Here is a 16553-nt window from a genome sequence, read left to right as displayed (position 1 = left end):
CAAAAAAGGAGATGTTTGAGCTGATCTCAAGAGAATATAGATTCTTTGATTGACAAACTCTTTGCCTCATTTCGAAATGACATTCGTCAGAGCTTTGGTTTGTGATTCAGTTTCAGCAATTGACTCACTGATGTGTTATTCATCGCGATGATTCACAATCAATGGCTAATTTTTATTTTTTTACTGAAAATTAAGCCAGCCCTGCAAGATTTGTAAGCTCTTTGTTCTCAAGTGTTAGCAACTCCAGTGGCCTTGCGTCGATCGCTAATTAAGCCAGCATTCTTCAAGGGCTGGAGGTGAAAACAAGCGCGTGACTATTCAAACTGTCATTGATTAATCAGAGCAGACAATGTTTTTCAGGCCAGGGAAATTCTTTTTTTTCATGACAATAGGATCTGGAAGCGTCTTGATTGGAGTTCTGGCACTGGCTTTGGCAGGGCTTCGTATGAGAATCAAGCAGAAGAACAGTCGCCAAGCTTTTGAACTCACAAGCGCAATTAGCTTCGCCTGATGCTCAACGCGAGTCAGCCGCTGCCTGTAGCTTATAAGTAGTTTTTAAGGTTGCTTTGGATGCTCATATCATTACATGATTAGCAGCGATCGCTGGGCATAAGTTTTCAACCTGACCCATCCAATATCATGAAAAATTCTGCAAAAGATTTCCATTGCTGCAGAATCAGCCACATGCACAGTTGAGCTAGATGGATAGGCTCGCCACAGCCTGGGCGATATTTCAGGGCCTTTTGCTTGAAGCGATTCCCTTCCTGTTGCTGGGTGTCACCATTGCTGGCCTGGCCCGCTGGCTTGTACCCCAGGGGGCCTGGATCGGACGTCTCCCCCGGCATCCACTGCTAGCGCCGATCACGGGTGCCTTAATGGGTTTTGCCCTACCTGCTTGTGAATGCGGCAATGTGCCTGTCGCCCGCCGCTTACTGGCCAGCGGTGCTCCTCTGGGCACAGCCTTCGGCTTTTTGTTTGCAGCGCCAGTCCTGAATCCGATCGTTCTCGCCAGTACCTGGGCCGCTTTCCCTGATCAGTCTTGGTTGCTGATTGCTAGACCACTCGGAGCCTTTCTAATTGCTCTGTTACTGAGTGCTTTTTTGGTGCAGCTCCCAGAAGCGCAGCTGATTGAATCGTCCCTATTGGCAGAACGGCGTCTTAGCCAGCCCTTGAGCAGTATCGGTCTATTAGAAAGAGGCGCTGGGTTGATCGGAGCCGCGCGACCCGATCCACAACCAACGAGAATTGAGCGACCTCAACTCAGTGAGGTGCTGGAACAAAGCAGCCGGGAATTTCTTGACTTGCTTGCTCTGCTCGTGCTCGGTTGTGTGATCGCCGCCCTTGTGCAGACCTGGTTGCCACGTAGTTGGCTCTTGGCGGTAGGCAGCGCGCCGACACTCTCGATTGTGGCGTTAATGCTGCTGGCGATCGTGGTCTCGGTGTGCTCAAGCGTGGATGCCTTTCTGGCCCTTGGATTCGCTGCCCAGGTGACACCTGGAGCCCTGCTGGCGTTCCTGTTACTGGGTCCGGTTGTGGATCTGAAACTTGCAGGTCTGTTCACGGTGTTACTCAGGCCAAAAGCAATTGGCATGACAGCCATCGTGGCCTGTCTAGGCGTGCTGCTAATCGGCCAGTGGGTCAATTTATGGCAACTTTGAACAGGACAAAACAATGATGCGTGCCCTGCTTCTGCAGCTGTGGGGATGGATGGTGGTCTGGAGTGTTCATTCAGGTCGCCTCGATCTCCTTCTCGCTGGTGGCTTCCACAAACTTGTCAGTGCTTCAGGAGTGGCGCTGCTGATTGCGGGTGTGATGGTGGGGCTGAAAAGCCGCAAGCGGAAAGAATCAGTCTCATGGCCCTGGCTGGCCAGTGCTGGGATGGCAGTACTTGTGTTAGTCGTGCCCCCGCAACCTTCCTTCAGCGACTTGGCAGCCTCGCGCCCGCAAGGCCTACTTGAACCGCCGGATCTGGCTTTCGTGCTGCCGCCTCAACAGCGCACGCTTACGGACTGGGTAAGGCTATTGCGCAGCCAGCCTGACCCGGATCTGGTGGATGGCAATCCTGTCAAAATCAGTGGATTTGTGCTCAAGAGAGGCGATCAGCCAGCCCAGATCGCACGCCTTACGGTGCGCTGCTGTCTGGCGGACGCCACCCCTGCAGGGCTACCGGTGTCCTGGCCAGTGGACGCTAAACCCAAGGTCAATCAGTGGCTCAAGATTGAAGGGCATATGAAGGTGGAGACACGTCAGGGCCAGAGAGTCGCCGTTGTGGTTCCCGAGACAATCACCCCGATTCAAAGGCCGGAACGACCGCTGGAACCATGAAGCAAAAGATGTGGCTGCTGCTAACAAGCTTCGCGGCTCTCGTGCTGGCGCAACAGCAACTGCTGCTGAGCCGTCCACCCCGATTGCTGTCACGCACACCGCAGCCCCTCCAATCAGGTAGTGCTGCCCTGGACCTTCGCTTCAGTCGGCCGATGCAACTGGGGAGCGTGGCGGCAGATAGTCAACTACAACCGGACCTCCCTCACCGTTGGCAGGGGGAGGACAATCTTCTGCGTTTGTTGATTGATGCCAATCAGAGCATCAAGGCTTCAATTCAGCTGACGGTTGCTGGACAGGATCATCGAGCCCAGGCTCTACCCCCCCAACACTGGTGGTGGGATCCGAGACCCTGGCTGTTAGTGAATCGCCCGGTGGATGGCGGAGACCAACTGCAACTGCAGAGACGCGATGGGCGTTGGATACCCCTGAGCCCCACGTTGAATGAGATCAAAAGCGTTGTTCCCCTTGGCAATGGCAAGGGAGCCGCCTTGATCGAAAAGGATAAGGACTGGAAGCAACGACTCTTTTTGCTGCCTTTGTTGCCACGCAATATCACGGCTCATCGCGATCAGCTCGCTGCTCCAAAGGCAGGGAAATTGATGCCATTAGTGCCAGGGCAATATCTTTTTGCTGATCTCAGCAGCAACCTGAACGGTGACCTGCTTGCGCAAACAGGAGGATTCTCTCCAGGAAGTGGACGCACTGAACTGATCAAAGCGGATGGCCAGAGAAGAACCCTTGAGATCAAAGCCTCCGGTCCGATCCAGCTGCTGCCGGCCGGTGGTGGAGCAGTTGTGCCCACCTTCAACGGGCTGACACTGCGTCCATTGATTGAAAACTACAAGACCCCCCAACTCCTCCCCGGGGCAAGGGATCTCGGAGATTTCTGCCAAGCCACGGGAAGGGCAGTGCTCATCCGCCATTGGCCGGACTATCGCCGTTCAATCGAGTTGGTGATTCCAGGATTGCCCCCTAAGCAGCTCTGGCTTGGCGAAGAGTCAGTGCTGGCCTTGAGCTGTGATAACAGGGGCGAACGTGTTTGGGCGGTTCTTGGTCGCAGGCAGGATCGCCGCATGCAACATGAGCTTGTTCTGCTGGATGGCGACGGCTTGGTACTGGGCCGCCGCCAACTAGCACCATGGACTTTTAAGCCACGTTCAATGCTGCAGTTTGACCCTGTGGGCGAACAGTTGTTGATGACTGTCACCAAGCCAGGATTGGACGCAGGTCGAGCGGCTCTGATGGATGCCACCACGCTTGAATGGCTCAAGGTATTGCCAATACGAATTAAGGAGGCACTTTGGTTGTCCGCAGGGTGATCTATCGCTGTTTGCTTAGAAGCTGAATGTGACGCCGGTGCCGACATGGTGCTGCCAGCCTTTACCCCAGCCTGAGCCTCCTTCTGAACTGTAGGTGGGCTGCCAGTGGGCGAACAGAACAGTGTTGTTGCCCACTGGATATGCAACTTCCAGTTCGCCTGCGAAATCGGTGCGCTGTTCTAGTCCGGAGTAGCTGCCCGGTACGTAGAAGCGTGGTCCAGCGTTGAGGCTGATATTCAACAGGTCGAAATTGAAACCGACTCCAACTCGGGGATCGGTGTAGTTGCCCATCCATGTGCCATCCGATTCCCATCCCTGCCGATGCTCGATAGAGAGATAAACGCCATCGATCAGGTCTTCGAGGCGATCGCCGAGAGCAAAATTGACATCTCCATCACCCAGTGCCCAAACCAATTTCGCGCCTAGTTCATTCTTCAGACCCTTAATGTCTTCGCCTTGATCCTTGGTGACGTAGTAGGGATTCCAGGAAACCGAGAGGCTCAGCCGATCGTTAGGGGAATAGCGCGCCTGTAGGAAACCGCGGACATCGGAGCGTTTGTAGTCGGTGTCATGGGCCCCATGGCCAGCATGGTCGTCATGGCCAGCATGGTCATCGTCATCATCATGATCGTCGTCGTCGTCGTCGTCGTCATCATGCTCGGCATGGTCGTCGTCGTCATGCTCGGCATGGTCATCGTCGTCATGCTCATCATGCTCGGCATGGTCATCGTCATGGTCGTCGTCATGGTCGTCGTCATGGTCGTCGTCATGCTCATCGTCGCTATGGCTATCCGTCTCTTCGTCATGCTCATCGACATGAACCTTGCCGTAAAAGTGTTCCGCTTCACCCCACACCAGGGCTGGACCAATGGCGGCTTCAATCGCGAAGCTACCGTTATTGCCAAGACCCCACTCCATCACTAAGCCAAACAAACCATCGATGGCGTAGTGCTCAGGGCTGCCCTCGAGGTTGGTTTCGAACCCTCCATGACCTTCGATGGTGATAACGGGTGATGTACGAAATTCACCTGCCTCTAGAGCTTCTGCGCCACCGCCGCCATGGTTGCCACCTGCAACACTGGGGCGGCAGAGGGTGGAATCAAGCGTTGCTGGAGCAAGTAGGAGCGCTAGAAGTAAAAACTTGGGCCGATTGAAGAGACGATGAGACATTGGTTTGTGTAGGAATGAATTGAAAGGGATTCAACAAAGGTGAAATTGATTGTTCAACGAATCGCGGACCAACGCGCCATCAGTTCATCGGCAGCGGCCTGATCACACTGGCCTCCTTGGCCTTGGACCACAGTGCAAATGTTTAGCGTTGCCGTGCCAACTGTGGAGCGATCGGGAGCGAGGCCATCGGCGAACAGAGGGGTGCCATTCACAGGCAGACCAGTGCTGCGGCTGATGCGGCGCAGGGTCTTGCTGACAGGTAGAGATTCAGGAAAAAGGGTTTGGGCGCCGGAGCCTTGCACTTCAGCTGTGATCGTTCGAAGGCTAGAGGGGCGCAAAACGCCTCCGGTGGTAAAGGAATCGAGCATGGTGATTTGTCGTAGCCCATATCGATTCGTGAGGTAGCTATAAGCTTTGTGTTCACTCACGAGAACGCGCTGATTCTCAGGAATCGTGGCGAACTGGTTGCCTCCCCAATCACCAACGCGATTGAGGACGTTGATCGCTTCTGCGGCCCGAGCAGTCAATGCAGACTGTTGCGTTGCAGGCAGGACAGGAGCGAGACGCTCAGCAATAACGGTCACCATCGCGGCCGAGTTGGCGGGATCGTGCCAGACATGGGGGTCTAAGCCGTCGTGGTCATGAGCACCATGCTCCGCATGGCCGTTGTCGTGGTTTGGGTGGTCCGTAGTGGGTATTGCTTTCTCCGCTACGGCAACCACCTTGGCTGAGCCGCTGATTTTGTTTGCACTCGGGGTGAGGTTGTAGCCGTTGTGCAACACCAAACTTGCACTGCTCAGAGCCTGTCTGTCGCTTGGTTTGAGCCGGTAGTTGTGGGGATCGCTACCCGGTTGAATCAGGCAAACCACCTTGGCATCTGAGGCCACAAGGGTGCGAGTGAGATCACAGAGCACACCATCAATGGCGACCACGGTTGGCTGACTTGCCTGTGCAGCAACTGGAGTAGCAGAGACTGTGGCTAGAACAAGTAGAGCGTTTATTGCTGAAGGTGTGATACGGCGAGCTGCAGCCAAAATGTTGTAAAATGAGAATGATTCCCATTTTTATGGCCAGGCGGGGTTCTGTGAGCGCTCTTGTTTCAGTTCCAAGACAGGACCAAGGTCTTCATCAGTTGGATGTTGGCCTTGCCTCGGCGATGCCAAGCCTCAGCGTGCGAGGGGTCTCCTATGACTACGACAACTGCCCTGCCATTAAGAGCGTTGATCTCGACCTTCACCCTGGGACGCTTACAGCCCTCGTCGGTCCTAATGGTGCTGGTAAGTCCACCCTGCTTCATTTAATTCAGGGTTGCCTTAGAGCGAATCAGGGCACGATTGAAAGCAACGGCAGTATTGCTTTGATGCCACAACGGGCGTCGATCGACTGGTCGTTTCCGATCACGGTGACGCAGATGGTGGAGTTGGGAAGACTGCGTACGCGCAATCGAGGGCAGCAGCTTTCTGCGCAGCAGCTACTCAATCAGGTTGGGCTGAATGGGCTCGGTGCTCGACGGCTGGACCGCCTGTCAGGAGGCCAGCAGCAGCGGGTGCTTCTGGCACGGGCACTGATGCAGCAGACCAGCATCTTGCTGCTCGATGAACCTTGCAGCGCCATCGACCCGCCGACGCGTGAACACCTACTCACAGTGATGCGCCAGCAAGCAGAATCGGGACAAACCCTACTCGTGAGTAGCCATGATTGGGGCAGTGCCCTCGACAGTTATGACCGAGTGGTGGTGCTCGACGGTACGGTCCTTGCCTGTGGCACACCCGACGAAGTTCGCCAGAACCTCACCGACATGACTTGCATGATGGGCAGTCACTGCTGTGGATGACTTTGGCGTTTGGTGGCTAACGCCACTGATCCTGGCTCTGATGGTTGGGGTGATCTGCCCGACGACTGGTGCTCTGCTGATTACTCAGCGACGCATCCTTTTAGCCAATCTGATGGCCCATTCGGTCTTGCCAGGGCTGGTGCTTGCGCTGGCATTCGAGCTGGATCCCCTAATCGGTGGTTTGCTGAGCGGTCTGCTGGGTGCGTTGCTGGCAGAACAGCTCAACCATCGCTTCAAAGGCCGGGAGGAGGGCGCAATGAACACCGTGCTGGCGGGTTTCACTGCCCTGGGGGTGCTGCTGGTGCCCCTGCTGCAAGCGCGAATCGATCTGGAAGCCCTTCTTTTTGGAGACATGCTTGCTGGCAACGGTAGCGATGTGATCCGGACGCTGATCGCTGCCGCTGCCTTGCTGCTGCTGTTGCTCAGTCGTTATCAGGATCTTGTGTTTCTCGGTTTGGATCAGGAGGGAGCGATCGCGGCGCGACGACCGGTCATGCAGATCCGTTTCATCACGATTCTGATCACCGCTTTGGTCGTGATCAGCGCAATCACTTCCGTTGGTGTTGTGCTTGTGATTGCCCTGCTTTGCGCTCCTGTGCTGGTGAATCTTGATCGCAGCGAGAGTCTGCGCGTCTTGATGCTGCGCTCTGCTGGCACTGGTGTGCTGCTCAGCAGTGGCGGATTAATGCTGGCGATTTTGCTGGATCTGCCGCCGGGACCTTTGATTGGGGTGCTTTGTCTGGTGTTGTTGCTTTTTTGGCGCCGTTGACCAAGGTTCAGATTGACATCGCTACTGACGGCAAAAGTTGTTCTGAGCTGCCATCTCCTAGGCAATCGAGCAGAGACAGTGCATGAGAGCCTTCTCTGCCAAAAAGTTCAACGCCTTGGCCTCCTATGTTGCTGGCATCGAAGCTCATCAAAAGAAGGCGTCGATCGGCAGAGCCGAAATGCCCAGTCTGGCGATGTTGTCTTTCTTCTAAGCCTGGTTCACCACTGATTAAGACAGGCTTGCGCTCTGGATCATTGGCTGCTTGACGAATGGATTCCCGTAACTTGCAGGCATAACGGCTGCTTCCCACGCCGCCGCGGCGTGGGCGATCGATTAGCTAGGGAGCCATCCGCATCATGCATTGATGGCTGGGGGTGGTGGACTCCATACCGATCAAAGACGACGGACATCCAATTCATCCAAGCTGACAGAAAGCCATTGCTGCTCAAGCTCATCTTGATCAATCAATTCATGGGGACAAGCGCTCGATGCACCATGTTTGGTCATGGTTGCTGTCTTTTTGGGGCCGGTAGCGAAATCGATCGTTCAGTCGGTTCTCGCGTCCTTGCCAGAATTCGAATTCAATCGGAGCCACCCGAAAGCCACCCCAGAACTCAGGTAGGGGTACTTCACCATTGGCGAAACGACGATTCATTTCTTGCCATTTCATTTCCAGGATCTGGCGCGAGCTGATCACTTGGCTTTGCTGCGATACCCAGACCCCAAGACGACTCCCGAAGGGCCTGGAGCTGAAATAAGCCTGAGATTCCGCTCTGCTGATGCGCTCAGCAGGGCCCATGATTGCGACTTGCCGCTCAAGGTCATACCAGGGAAATAGCAGGCTCACATTGGGGTGTGCAGAAATTTCTTGGGCTTTTCGGCTGCCGTAATTGGTGAAGAACACAAATCCGCGTTTGTCAAAGGCTTTGAGTAGCACTGTGCGGCTGCTGGGGCGCTTGCCATCAAAGGTGCTGAGCACCATGGCGGTGGACTCTTGCAGATCAGCTTCGATGGCTTGCTGAAGCCAGCGACGGAATTGCTCCACTGGATCGGCATCTAGGTCGACACTGCGCAGGCTTGCTCTTTGGTAATTCCGCCTAAGCGCTGCAATGTCTTGATCAGGGGAGGGTGCACCCATGGGGGGTTAAGAGGGTCCTTAGCCAATGCCGCTTGGGCCCGCCGCTTTATGTTCTATCTGTTTAGCAGGGTGTATTACTGCTGAGTCCTAATCCTTCCAGTAGCGCGGTTTAGAAAGATCTGAATTTGCCGCACTGATCAAGATCCTCATCAGCGCCTTGCAATGAGCTCATCAATGGATGGGTGTTGAGTTTTAAGGCTTAACTCCCTCGGGTAGCAGGGCTTCCTCTAGGCGGGCTCCCTCCAGCAGGGCGCCTTCTAGCTTGCTGTTTCTCAGATCGCATCCACGTAGGTCCGCTTCGCATAGATCGGCCTCGCAGAAAGATGTGCTGTAGAGGCAGCAGCGCAGCAGGTTGGCTCGGTGCAGATTGGCTCTCTGCAGAAGGGCATAACTAAGGCCTGCGTTGTTGAAATCTGCTTTGCCTAGGTCAGTGAGTTGATCGAGTCCTGAACGGAAATCTGCCTCGACTAGCCGGGCTGTATGCCATGTGCTGTTGGCAGTAATCACGCCTCTTAGGCAGCAGCGATGCATCACGGCATCGCTGAAGCTTGTTTGCTGGATGTGGGTTACTGAGAAATCGGCTGCGTGCCAAAACGATTGCTCAGCTTTGAGCCCGGAAAGATCTGCCCCTTCCTAATAGTCAGGCTTCTTGAAAGCAGCAGCCCTGTCCGTTGGCAGGACTCAGTTGGGCTTGGCTGCAGCGGGCTGTCTTGAAACAGTTGCTCGCCAGTTCGCAGCTTGAGAGATTGAGGGTAAGGCCATCCACCTGACTGAGTTGCAGCCCGGGAAATAATGCGTGCCATCAGCAAGGACTTGTTCTAATTGGTCGTGCTTTCGTGGGCCCAGAGCAGGAAGCTCCTCGATCAGATGATGGAGGAGAGCTCGTCGAGCTGTTGGCGGCGGGCGGTCATGATCAATTTTTGCGCCTGGCTAATCAGTTTGAACACAGCCTTGTCCATCACCTCGTAGTACACGAGGGATCCTTCTGGGCGGCGATGCACCACGCCAGCGATGGTAAGCAGCTTCAGGTGTTTCGAAACCAGGGCCTGGCTTAGGTCAGTTTTTTCAACAACGGCCGTTACATTGAGAGGCCCGCTCCTGAGTGCCTCAAGAACTGCCAGGCGGTTGGGCTCTGAGAACACTTTGAAGTACTCGGCGAGGAGCTCCATATCAATAACTTGTATAAAACAGAATCAACTTAGCGTGACCTGCTGAGACTTGATAAGGTATATTAACACTATAGCGTTATATCGGCTTAGACCTTTTTTTTGGATTGTTGCCTGGGCCGAAGCCCCTGCGGGCTTGTAGTTACAGGATTGCTTATCAGCCTTGAGGCCTCTAGATCTTGCGGGTTCTTGTGCGCGATTGGCTGTATCGAGGCTGCTTGTGTTCCTGTTTTGTGATTTGGATACTCGGTGTATTTTGCGATTGCCTAAGGAAAAGGGCGATTTTTAAAGCAAAGGCCTTATGATCACTTGCCAGTTAGAGCAAGGTGATGACGGCCACTACTGCTACTGCCCCTGCCATGAGAGGAGGAGGGAGGAATGAGCTTCCGCCGCACCTTGATGACAACCTCCTGACTCCGCGTTTTTACACCACAGAATTCGATAAGGCGGCCAAGACTGATCTGGACATCGCCCGCAAAGATTTTGAGGCGATGTTTAAAGAGATGGAAGCAGACTACAACCTGAAACATTTTGATCGCAAGGCTTCTCTAGAGCGCCTGGCTGACCTCTCTCCTGAGGACAAGGCTATTTATGAGAGCTATTTGGTTCGCTCTGTTGTCTCTGAGTTTTCTGGATTCTTACTCTTTAAGGAGATCTCAAATAGATTCAAGAAAGCAGGTCGTCAGGAATTAGGGCAGTTTTTTACATTTTTAGCAAGAGATGAAGCTCGTCATGCTGGTTTTCTTGGCAGGGCATTAAAGGCAGAAGGGATCAATGTTGATTTGCCAAATTTAGGAAACAAAAGAGCGCCTACATTTTTTCCGCTCAGCTGGGTGCTCTACTCTTTATATCTTTCGGAGAAGATTGGCTATTGGCGTTATATCTTGATCAACCGTCATCTGAATGACAACCCTGAGAAGGTATGTGCCCCTTTATTTGACTTTTTTGAGCCATGGTGTCAGGACGAAAATCGTCATGGTGATTGCATCAATCTGATGATGCGTTGCTGGCCAGGAATGACCAAAGGCTTCCGAGGCAAGCTTCTCAGCCGCTTTTTCCTTTGGAGTGTTTTTCTTACTCACACTCTCACTGTTTGCGAGCGGGGTGATTTTTACGGGCTTTTGGGTATCGACCCTGTTCTTTTTGATGAGGAGGTGATCGTGCAAACCAATAACACTTCTCGCAATGCCTTCCCTTGGGTTTACAACTTCGATGATGGCAAATTCCTGGAGATGCGTATGCAGATCTTGAAGGCATTCCGTAATTGGAGAGAAAGTTCTGGCTTGGCTAAGCCAGTAGCTCTTAGTAAGTTTGTTTCATTGATTCTTCGGCAATTTGCATTGCCAATGCAGAAAACAAATGCAGTTCGCTATGGATAAAGGACCCTGCTGAAGGAGACTTTATGAAATCTCGAGAGTTTTCTTCAGCAGATAGTACTGATTATATTTTTGTAGTCTATCTAGGTTTTGTTGCTTGACTTTGTTTATAGATCAAAAGGGCTGCCTGCTTTAGATTTAATGCTACCCAAATCTTTGCCGAACTGCATTTCGTAGACCTCATCCTCATCCTGAGTCTCAACTTCTAGTGACCCTATAGCTTTGGCCACACAAAGCAAGCCATACCCCTTTTCGCGCATTTCCTTTGAAAGGCCAATGCCAGCCGTTTGATCCATCTCGCCGGATAAAATTCTTACGGCACAAGTTGTGCAACAGCCATTTCTACATGAAAAAGGTAGCTGCTCTCCACGTGACTCGAAAGAGCGCAGAATGTATTCTCCATCTGGCACATCAAAAGTGATTGTGCGTCCTGCTTGGCGGTGGTGAATTGTGATCTTGTGAAGGGATGTCATATGAGTTGCAAGAATGTGAAAGTGTTTTTTCAATGTAGTAAGGATAGGTATTTTTTTAATGCTTCGCTAGCAGATGAGTTTGTAGTGTTAGCTTGGTGTTGATTGATCACCCGTATAAACTGCCAGTTCAATTATTTATTGAATACTAAGATTCCTGTTTGTTGGTGCCGGCGGTAATGAACTTGCATGTTCATGTAATTGATCAACATCTAGTTGAATGCTGCAACTCTCACCACCGAAGCGCATTTTCAGCCAATTGATTGCTGTGAGTTCGTTGGCAACCACTGCTTCCACTCCTGTGCCAGGCAGATTGAATTTCTGAACCAGTTCTGGAGAAAGATACCAAAAAGCTACATCGTCGCCATTGCGCTTACGGCGTTCGCGAATGGTTTCTCGTAATTGTCCATTGGCGGTGAGTTGGCCGGTAGGGGCCAACAGTACATAGAGAGCTTGGGTCTCTGACATGGTGAAAAGTGCTTAGAGAAATCCTTTAAATCAATCTTATACGCCAAGTTGTTTTGTCTTTGCAGGATGAAGCTGAGCCTTTAGTGGCAATGGTAGGGCGTTGCTTTGATCATTTTATAGGTTTTCGCCTTTGCCTTCTCTAGTTTGGTTGTGTGCTCTATTTGGCTGATTTTTCAAGAAGATTGCAGTGATATGGCGATTGAACGGAATCTGAAGCCATCAATCACACTATTTTCAGCTTGTTAGTCGATCCCGTTAGCTCTACTTGCTAAGAGCAGCACCGCCAGGCAATGTCTTCACGCTGCCTACTTTTTCGCTCAAAATATTGAGGATTGATGCGGTTTGTTGTTGGGCCATTATTCCTTTTTACAAGAGTTGTCTTAGTTCTTGCCTAAACGTGGGTGATTGTGGCGGGTTTGCCAATCTTGGAAATCGCTCTGAGTTTTGTAGATGAGCTGTGATCACTGAGCGAACACCTCCCAACGATCCTTGCGATTGCCTGGGAGAAGGCCATTTGATCAGTCTTGATTTGGCCTGATTAGTTGTTGGAAAAACTATTCCTAGAGCTCAAGTTTTCAGATCTGGTTTTTGAAACGCTTCTCCTGAGATATCCGCTTTGCTCTCAAGCTCGTGCGTCCAGTGTGTTCAGCCAGCCGATGCTGCCATATCTGAATGGTCCTGATCGAACGTGCTGACCTTGCCAGCTTCGTTGCATTAACTTTGCCCATCTCATCAGTAGCTCCATGGAGGTGGCAGCAAGTGCCATGTCTGCTTGGGGGATCTGGCATCCCGCTGAAACATGCCTCTTAGATCAGTGAAGAAGATCTAATGAATGCTTCCTAGGCAGCTCATGAGCAGCTCAGGGGATCAGCGATCCAGTTCAGTCTTCTGGGAAAAGCAGATTGGCGAGTTCTTCTGCATCAACGTCATAGACGCGCGCCAGGCTGGTTTCAATGGCGCTGGTCACGTCTCCTGGAAGGAAGCGCATCGCATTGAGCGCATCTTCAGAGATGTCATCAGTGAGCAGCTGATCCTCAGATTCGAGCTTCTCATCATTGATCACGGCCAATACCCACGTGATGTAGGCATCCACCAAATTCGAAAATTCGAGTTCGGGATCGTTCAGATCCAGGGTCATGGGCCCTGCCGGATTAGACACCTCATCAGTCTGCCTGCTGGAGGAGAGGATGTCTGCCATGGACGATTCCCAAGCAATTTTATTTCAGGGCAAATTGGTTGATTTTGCTTTGGCTGAGCTGGTGCGGCAGCACCGGGATAGCTTTCAGCCCCTCTGGACGGTGGATAGTTGGGCCAAGTTGCTGATCTGGATGGCCCTGAACTGTGGTTTGTCGGGAGAGCGCGAGAGTCTTGAGTTATTTGCCGAGGCTCTGGGGCCGAGGTTGACGGGTCGCTTGCGCGGGTTGTTTTACGAACGAACCTTGGAGGATCTCGAATTGCAGCTGATGGCTGATCCAGCTGAGCCCCAGGTGCTGGTGATGCCTATAGCCCCTGGGGCCGTAGTGACACCCCAGCAGGCTTCCAGGGCATTGGATCAGGTGGGGTTGCTGGAAAGGGTTGAGTCCGACCGCAGTCGCTGGCAACAGCTGGAGGCAGTGGTGGCGATTCCTTGGAAAGTTTCTCAGTGATGCGGGTGATGGTTTCGAGCCGTCATGGATGCGCCGCGGCCTTTTGCGAGCATGGTTCGCATGCCGTCCACTTCCATCGTGACTGAGCTGAGCGCCGCAGACCCAGCCTTTGTTCAGGCGGCTGATGCCCTTGCTAAGACCTACGACCCAGCTGGTACGGAGAGTCGCTGGCAGTGCGCATGGGAGGAGAGTGGTGCTTTTCACCCTGACCCACAGGCTGCAGGCGAGCCTTTTTCGGTGGTGATCCCCCCTCCGAACGTGACCGGCAGTTTGCATATGGGGCATGCCTTCAATACGGCTCTGATCGACACAATCGTGCGTTTTCAGCGCTTGCAAGGAAAAAATGTGCTCTGTCTGCCTGGGACCGATCACGCATCGATTGCTGTGCAGACAATCCTTGAAAAGCAGCTCAAGGCTGAAGCGATCAGTCGTTATGACTTAGGCCGGGAGGCCTTTCTTGAACGCGCCTGGGCCTGGAAGGAGGAAAGCGGTGGGCGGATTGTTGATCAGCTTCGCCGCTTGGGTTACTCGGTTGACTGGCAGCGTCAGCGCTTCACGTTGGATGAAGGTCTCAGTGCGGCTGTCCGTGAAGCTTTTGTTCGCTTACATGAGCAGGGCTTGATCTATCGAGGTGAGTACCTCGTGAATTGGTGCCCGGCTTCCGGATCGGCAGTGAGCGACTTGGAGGTTGAGATGAAGGAAGTCGATGGTCATCTGTGGCACTTGCGCTACCCCCTAACGGGTGGCCCGGCCGCGGATGGCACTACTCATCTTGAAGTGGCCACAACTCGCCCTGAAACCATGCTTGGCGATGTGGCTGTTGCGGTGAATCCGGCCGACGAGCGTTATCGCCATTTGGTGGGTCAAACCCTCACATTGCCCCTGCTGGGGCGAGAGATTCCCGTGATTGCTGATGATCATGTGGATCAGGATTTCGGGACTGGTTGCGTCAAGGTGACACCCGCCCATGACCCCAACGATTTTGCGATTGGACGGCGGCACGACTTGCCTCAGATCACGGTGATGAACAAAAACGGAAGCATGAATTGTCATGCCGGTCGTTTTGAGGGGCTGGATCGCTTTGAGGCCCGCAAGGCAGTTGTGGCGGCCTTGCAGGAGGAGGGCCTATTGGTGAAAGTGGAGCCCCATCGCCATAGCGTTCCTTATTCCGACCGGGGCAAGGTGCCGGTGGAGCCTTTGCTTTCCACTCAGTGGTTCGTGCGTATGGAACCTCTAGCGGCCCGTTGCCATGAGTGTCTTGATCATGGAGCACCCCGCTTCGTACCCAATCGTTGGCAAAAGGTCTATCGCGATTGGCTCACTGACATTCGTGATTGGTGCATCAGCCGGCAGCTGTGGTGGGGCCATCGCATTCCTGCTTGGTTTGTTGTCAGTGAGACTGACGATCAGTTGACCGATGCCACTCCTTATCTAGTGGCTCGCTCGGAGGAGGAGGCATGGCAGCAGGCTCGTGATCAGTTTGGAGAGGCTGTGGTCATCCAGCAGGATGAAGATGTTCTTGATACCTGGTTTTCCAGTGGTCTTTGGCCCTTCTCCACGATGGGCTGGCCTGATCAAGAGAGTGCAGACCTCGAATGTTGGTATCCCACCAGCACTTTGGTCACAGGGTTCGACATCATCTTTTTCTGGGTGGCGAGGATGACGATGATGGCTGGTGCCTTCACCGGTCGCATGCCGTTCGCGGATGTCTATATCCATGGCCTGGTGAGGGATGAGCAGAATCGCAAGATGAGCAAAAGCGCCGGCAATGGTATTGATCCGTTGTTGCTCATCGAGCGGTATGGCACCGATGCTCTGCGCTTTGCCCTGGTGCGTGAAGTTGCTGGAGCTGGTCAAGACATCCGCCTGGATTACGACCGCAAGAGCGACACCTCTGCGACGGTGGAGGCGGCCCGGAACTTCGCTAATAAGCTCTGGAATGCCACTCGTTTTGCCCTGATGAATCTGGGTGGAGAGACGCCGTCATCGCTGGGTGAGCCTGATCCTGCGAGCTTGCAGCTCGCGGATCGTTGGATTCTTTCGCGCCTAGCTCGCATGACTCGCGATGTTGCTGAGCGCTACGACAGTTATCGCCTTGGTGAGGCGGCTAAATGCCTTTATGAGTTCGCTTGGAACGATATTTGCGACTGGTATTTAGAGCTGAGTAAACGACGGCTACATCCGGGTGAAGATCCCAGTGATGAAGTTTTGGCGGATCAGGGCACAGCTCGTCAGGTGTTGGCCAAGGTGCTTGCTGATCTATTGGTGATGCTTCACCCATTAATGCCTCATTTGAGCGAGGAACTTTGGCATGGGTTAACTGGTGCTCCCAAAGATACTTTTTTGGCTTTGCAAAGCTGGCCAGCAAGCAACAAATCATCTCTTGATGACGCTCTTGAGTTGTCGTTTACTGAGCTGATTGAGGCCATCCGGGTGGTGCGTAATTTGCGTGCAGTTGCTGGTCTGAAGCCAGCTCAGACGGTGCCGGTTCAATTCATTACAGGCCGCCGTGAGCTGGCCGCTTTGTTAGAGGAGGCGACTGCGGATATCACAGCTCTCACGCGTGCTGAGAGCGTGGTGGTGGCGACCAGTGCTGATCTGACGCAGCGCTGCTTAGCCGGAGTTAGTGGAGAGTTGCAAGTGCTACTGCCCATCGATGGATTGGTGGATCTGGATGCTCTTAGGGGTCGCTTGGAGAAGGATTTAGCTAAGGCAGAGAAAGAGATTGCTGGTCTGGCGGGTCGCTTGGCCAATCCGAATTTCGCAATTAAAGCTCCGCCGAACGTCGTTGAAGAATGCCAATCCAACCTTGCTGAGGCTGAGGCTCAGGCTGAGCTTGCGCGTCAGCGGTTGTCCGATTTGGGCTGATGTG

18 protein-coding genes are annotated in these 16553 nt (G+C 53.2%); 8 read left to right on the top strand and 10 right to left on the bottom strand.

The window, feature by feature from the left end; all coding sequences use genetic code 11:
- Positions 1-701: 701 nt before the first annotated feature.
- From SIB74_RS11025 to SIB74_RS11015, 3 genes are read left to right on the top strand one after another with little or no spacing between them, the layout of a single operon-like run.
- Positions 702-1658 carry a permease gene (locus SIB74_RS11025; RefSeq protein WP_063396606.1) on the top strand — a complete coding sequence of 319 codons (957 nt, stop codon included), beginning with the start codon at positions 702-704 and terminating at the stop codon, positions 1656-1658.
- A gap of 13 nt (positions 1659-1671) precedes the next feature.
- The gene (locus SIB74_RS11020) at positions 1672-2325 is read left to right on the top strand and encodes a TIGR03943 family putative permease subunit (RefSeq protein ID WP_063396607.1); all 654 of its coding nucleotides are present in this window, start codon (positions 1672-1674) and stop codon (positions 2323-2325) included.
- The gene (locus SIB74_RS11015; RefSeq protein ID WP_063396608.1) at positions 2322-3644 is read left to right on the top strand and encodes a hypothetical protein; all 1323 of its coding nucleotides are present in this window, start codon (positions 2322-2324) and stop codon (positions 3642-3644) included. The genes SIB74_RS11020 and SIB74_RS11015 overlap by 4 nt, the downstream gene beginning before the upstream one ends.
- A gap of 15 nt (positions 3645-3659) precedes the next feature.
- Here the strand turns inward: SIB74_RS11015 and SIB74_RS11010 are convergent, their stop codons facing one another.
- On the bottom strand, positions 3660-4814 hold the full coding sequence (locus tag SIB74_RS11010; protein WP_063396609.1) for a hypothetical protein: 1155 nt from the start codon (positions 4812-4814) through the stop codon (positions 3660-3662).
- A 53-nt stretch (positions 4815-4867) separates the two neighbouring features.
- Positions 4868-5848 carry a metal ABC transporter substrate-binding protein gene (locus tag SIB74_RS11005; protein ID WP_063396610.1) on the bottom strand — a complete coding sequence of 327 codons (981 nt, stop codon included), beginning with the start codon at positions 5846-5848 and terminating at the stop codon, positions 4868-4870.
- A 122-nt stretch (positions 5849-5970) separates the two neighbouring features.
- Here SIB74_RS11005 and SIB74_RS11000 point away from each other — a divergent pair, with 122 nt between their 5' ends.
- Together SIB74_RS11000 and SIB74_RS10995 are read left to right on the top strand one after the other, a co-directional pair.
- Complete coding sequence (locus SIB74_RS11000; protein WP_063396950.1) at positions 5971-6648, top strand: metal ABC transporter ATP-binding protein; 678 nt, start codon at positions 5971-5973, stop codon at positions 6646-6648.
- The gene (locus SIB74_RS10995) at positions 6641-7417 is read left to right on the top strand and encodes a metal ABC transporter permease (protein WP_063396611.1); all 777 of its coding nucleotides are present in this window, start codon (positions 6641-6643) and stop codon (positions 7415-7417) included. The genes SIB74_RS11000 and SIB74_RS10995 overlap by 8 nt, the downstream gene beginning before the upstream one ends.
- A gap of 7 nt (positions 7418-7424) precedes the next feature.
- On the opposite strand, the gene SIB74_RS10990 is transcribed toward SIB74_RS10995, so the two are convergent.
- From SIB74_RS10990 to SIB74_RS10975, 4 genes are all read right to left on the bottom strand, one after another.
- Entirely contained in the window at positions 7425-7727 is a 303-nt protein-coding gene (locus SIB74_RS10990) for a hypothetical protein (RefSeq protein ID WP_063396612.1), read from the bottom strand.
- A 159-nt stretch (positions 7728-7886) separates the two neighbouring features.
- Entirely contained in the window at positions 7887-8555 is a 669-nt protein-coding gene (gene pdxH / locus SIB74_RS10985; RefSeq protein WP_063396613.1) for a pyridoxamine 5'-phosphate oxidase, read from the bottom strand.
- A gap of 192 nt (positions 8556-8747) precedes the next feature.
- Positions 8748-9086, bottom strand: a complete 339-nt coding sequence (locus SIB74_RS10980) for a pentapeptide repeat-containing protein (protein WP_063396614.1) — start codon at positions 9084-9086, stop codon at positions 8748-8750.
- Positions 9087-9418: 332 nt separating this feature from the next.
- Positions 9419-9724 carry an ArsR/SmtB family transcription factor gene (locus SIB74_RS10975; protein ID WP_011131561.1) on the bottom strand — a complete coding sequence of 102 codons (306 nt, stop codon included), beginning with the start codon at positions 9722-9724 and terminating at the stop codon, positions 9419-9421.
- Positions 9725-10050: 326 nt separating this feature from the next.
- Here SIB74_RS10975 and acsF point away from each other — a divergent pair, with 326 nt between their 5' ends.
- Complete coding sequence (gene acsF / locus SIB74_RS10970; protein ID WP_011827489.1) at positions 10051-11100, top strand: magnesium-protoporphyrin IX monomethyl ester (oxidative) cyclase; 1050 nt, start codon at positions 10051-10053, stop codon at positions 11098-11100.
- A 104-nt stretch (positions 11101-11204) separates the two neighbouring features.
- Here the strand turns inward: acsF and SIB74_RS10965 are convergent, their stop codons facing one another.
- The 4 genes from SIB74_RS10965 to SIB74_RS10950 all read right to left on the bottom strand — a co-directional run bounded on the left by SIB74_RS10965 (position 11205) and on the right by SIB74_RS10950 (position 13173).
- The gene (locus SIB74_RS10965) at positions 11205-11570 is read right to left on the bottom strand and encodes a 2Fe-2S iron-sulfur cluster-binding protein (protein ID WP_063396615.1); all 366 of its coding nucleotides are present in this window, start codon (positions 11568-11570) and stop codon (positions 11205-11207) included.
- Between the two features lie 135 nt (positions 11571-11705).
- Complete coding sequence (locus tag SIB74_RS10960; RefSeq protein ID WP_063396616.1) at positions 11706-12035, bottom strand: hypothetical protein; 330 nt, start codon at positions 12033-12035, stop codon at positions 11706-11708.
- Between the two features lie 622 nt (positions 12036-12657).
- The gene (locus tag SIB74_RS10955) at positions 12658-12801 is read right to left on the bottom strand and encodes a hypothetical protein (RefSeq protein WP_156486157.1); all 144 of its coding nucleotides are present in this window, start codon (positions 12799-12801) and stop codon (positions 12658-12660) included.
- Positions 12802-12915: 114 nt separating this feature from the next.
- A complete protein-coding gene (locus tag SIB74_RS10950) occupies positions 12916-13173 on the bottom strand; it encodes a hypothetical protein (protein ID WP_036914951.1) in 258 nt (85 codons plus the stop codon).
- Between the two features lie 58 nt (positions 13174-13231).
- Here SIB74_RS10950 and SIB74_RS10945 point away from each other — a divergent pair, with 58 nt between their 5' ends.
- Entirely contained in the window at positions 13232-13681 is a 450-nt protein-coding gene (locus SIB74_RS10945) for a hypothetical protein (RefSeq protein WP_041375284.1), read from the top strand.
- Positions 13682-13741: 60 nt separating this feature from the next.
- On the top strand, positions 13742-16549 hold the full coding sequence (locus SIB74_RS10940) for a valine--tRNA ligase (RefSeq protein ID WP_369818048.1): 2808 nt from the start codon (positions 13742-13744) through the stop codon (positions 16547-16549).
- The last annotated feature ends 4 nt before the right edge of the window (positions 16550-16553 follow it).

This window comes from Prochlorococcus sp. MIT 1306, assembly GCF_047304515.1.
GTDB classification, from domain to species: Bacteria; Cyanobacteriota; Cyanobacteriia; order PCC-6307; family Cyanobiaceae; genus Prochlorococcus; species Prochlorococcus marinus_D.
The sequence above is the reverse complement of the archived record's forward strand: the minus strand, read 5'-3'. Positions and strand labels throughout refer to the sequence as shown.